This window comes from Methylobacterium sp. CCH5-D2, from assembly GCF_001556475.1.
Lineage (GTDB): Bacteria > Pseudomonadota > Alphaproteobacteria > Rhizobiales > Beijerinckiaceae > Methylobacterium > Methylobacterium hispanicum.
Map to the genome: position 1 here is coordinate 1 of NZ_LSIX01000440.1, position 3038 is coordinate 3038.

Here is a 3038-nt window from a genome sequence, read left to right on the forward strand (position 1 = left end):
CCCCAACCCTCTCCCTATGGGAGAGGGGGTGCGGCGTGGGTCCAGCCCCACCCGAGGGAGGTTGGGCGTCCCACATCCTTTTCCCTACCCGCAGAGGGGGGAGGGAGAACCGCGCCCTCTACTGCTCCGGCGCGGTGGCGGAGAGCGGCGGCACGGAAGCGGCAGACCCGCCCCGCCGAAGCCTTGCGGCGATCCGAGAGGCCGGCCGCAGCATCACCAGGGCCACCCGCGCCGCACGGATCTGCCCCGGCAGATGCCGCGGCCCGACCGGCCGGAACGCGAGTCGCGGGCTCGCGCGCTCGGCCGCCGCGACCGCCTCGCCGACGCGCGGCATCGCGGCGATCCGGCGCGCCTCCTCGGCCGACACGCCGAGGAGGCGCGCCCAGGCGAGGTCGCGCCCCAGCCGGCCGGAGCGGTGCAGCCGGCGCAGGCGGTGGCGCAGCCAGCAGCGCAGTATCAGCCGGGGCACGCGCTCCATCCGGGCGTCGCAGAGCGCGTCGGGCTCCTCGCAGCGGGCGCGGATCGTGTCGGCGACGCCGCCGGGCGCCCGGCCGGAGAGCCGGGCCGAGATCGTCACCACCACGTCGCGCGGGTGGCGCACGCGAAAACCCTGCTGCAGCAGGGCGGCCACGAAGGCGCCGTCCTCGCCGAGCGGGATCTCCGGCATGCCGCCGACTTGGACGTAGGCGCCCGAGCGCACGGCGAGCGAGGCGCCGATCGTGGTGCGGTGGCAGGGCCAGGGATCGTGCGGATCCGGGTCGAGGCAGGTCTCGATCTCGGTGATCAGCGCGTCGTATTCATCTTCCAGCTTGCCGCGGGCCGGCAGCGAGGGCGGCAGCAGGGCGGCCTCCTCGGGGGCGAGTTCGACCCGGCCCGCCACCGCGTCGGCACCGGCTTCCAGCGCCGCGAGGTTGCGGGCGACCCAGTCCGGCGGCACGCGGCTGTCGGCGTCCGAGGTCAGGATCGTGCCGGTGCCGGGCCCCGCCTCGATCCAGGCGGCCGCCGCGTCCATCGCGGCGCGGCGCGCCCAGCCCGCATGGGCCCGCTCGTAGGTCGCGGTGATCAGCCGCACGGGCATCGGCAGGCTGGCGCGCAGTCCGGCGACGATCGCCTCCGTGCCGTCCGTGCAGTTGTTGAGGAACAGCACCAGCCCGAGCCGGCCCGGCGCGAGCCCGGCCTGGGCCCCGAGGGCCCGCAGGCAGGCCGCGATCCGCTCGGCCTCGTTGCGCACGGGGATCGCGACGACGACGTCCGGGCCGGAGGCCGGGACGCGTCCCTGCGGGTCGGCGATCGGAAGGGTGGTGGGCGACACGGGGCGGCTCCAATCCAGCGGGGCCGCAGACCGCCCATCGCTGGCGCGGTCCGCTCGGCCCGTCACGCCACCGGAATCGAGGCCCGGTTCGCCCCCGGATCCCGGCAACGCGGCAGTCTTAGCCGGGCTCGGCTGTACGTTTGCCGAACGGATCGGGCGGAGCACGGGCGCGGTGCCGTTCACGGTTCGCGCCCTCGACGCCGCCGGGCCGCTTCGCGTAGAAGCCCCTCGGTTCGAGAGCAGGCCGGCCGCGCTCCGGCGGAGGAGTCCCTATGCCGGAAACGCCCTATCGCCGCGTCCTGGTGAAGCTCTCCGGCGAGGCGCTCGCCGCCCCGGACGGCTACTGGCTGCACCCGCCGACGCTCGCCGGCCTCGCCGAAGACATCGCCCGGACGATCGCGACGGGCATCCAGGTCGCGCTCGTGGTCGGCGGCGGCAACATGATCCGCGGGGCGCGCATCTCCCAGGCGGGCTTCATCGACCGGGCGACCGGCGACTCGCTCGGCATGATGGCGACCGTGATGAACTCGCTGGCGCTGGAGACGGCGCTGAACGCGGCCGGCGTCCAGGCGCGGACCATGTCGGCGGTCTCGATGCCGACGATCTGCGAGACCTTCGCAAGGCAGCCCGCGCTCCACCATCTCGACAAGGGGCAGGTGGTGGTGCTGGCGGGTGGTACCGGCAACCCGTACTTCACCACCGACACGGCGGCCGTGCTGCGCGCCGCGGAACTCCGCTGCGAGGCCGTCCTCAAGGCGACCCAGGTGGACGGCGTCTACTCGGCCGACCCGAAGACGAACCCGGACGCCACCCGCTACGACCGCATCACCCACGACGAGGCGATCGCCCGCGACCTCAAGGTGATGGACACCGCCGCCTTCGCGCTCGCCCGCGAGAGCCGGCTCTCGATCGTGGTCGGCTCCGTCCACGCGCCGAGCTCGATCACCGCGATCCTCACCGGGGGTGCGCCCTGTACGCGCGTGGTGCCGTAAGGCGGGGCGAAATCCGCCCGATCCGTTTGCGGGCGCTCCGGTTTTCGTTCATTGAGGCGCCGAACGCCCGGGCCGCGCCGCCCGGACCCTTACCTTTCCGCGAACGCGTCGGGATTTGACGAGATGGCCACACCGGACTTCGACCTCAACGACATCAAGCGCCGCATGCAGGGCGCGGTGGCCTCGCTCTCGAAGGATCTGGGGTCGCTCCGCACCGGCCGCGCCACCCCGAGCCTGCTCGACCCGATCCAGGTCGATGCCTACGGCTCGGCGATGCCGATGGCGCAGGTCGCCACCGTGAGCGTGCCGGAACCCCGCCTCCTGTCGATCTCGGTCTGGGACCGCTCCATGGTCACCGCCGTCGAGAAGGCGATCCGCGAGTCCGATCTCGGCCTCAACCCGCAGACCGAGGGTCAGACCATCCGACTGCGCATCCCCGAGATGAACGAGCAGCGCCGCAAGGAGATGGTCAAGGTCGCCCACAAGTACACCGAGGAGGCGCGCGTCGCCGTGCGGCACGTGCGCCGCGACGGGCTCGACCACCTCAAGAAGCTCCTGAAGGACAGCGCCATCTCGGAGGACGACGAGAAGCGCCAGGCCACCGACGTGCAGAAGGCGACCGACCAGTACATCGCCGAGATCGACGGCGTGCTGGCCTCCAAGGAGAAGGAGATCATGCAGGTCTGACGCAGGCTCGCGTCGGGACCGCGCGCGATGGCGGGAGAGGCGGCACC

General features: G+C 73.3%; 3 protein-coding genes. 2 read left to right on the forward strand and 1 reads right to left on the reverse strand.

All coding sequences use genetic code 11. The features are described from left to right. Nucleotides 1-118: 118 nt before the first annotated feature. Nucleotides 119-1312: a glycosyltransferase gene (locus tag AX737_RS11250; protein ID WP_238229951.1), complete on the reverse strand. Its 1194-nt coding sequence runs from the start codon at nt 1310-1312 to the stop codon at nt 119-121. 272 nt (nt 1313-1584) lie between these two features. Here AX737_RS11250 and pyrH point away from each other — a divergent pair, with 272 nt between their 5' ends. After that, nucleotides 1585-2304 carry a UMP kinase gene (pyrH, locus tag AX737_RS11255; RefSeq protein ID WP_066921351.1) on the forward strand — a complete coding sequence of 240 codons (720 nt, stop codon included), beginning with the start codon at nt 1585-1587 and terminating at the stop codon, nt 2302-2304. A gap of 123 nt (nt 2305-2427) precedes the next feature. Beyond that, on the forward strand, nt 2428-2991 hold the full coding sequence (gene frr / locus AX737_RS11260) for a ribosome recycling factor (RefSeq protein ID WP_066921353.1): 564 nt from the start codon (nt 2428-2430) through the stop codon (nt 2989-2991). Nucleotides 2992-3038: the final 47 nt, after the last annotated feature.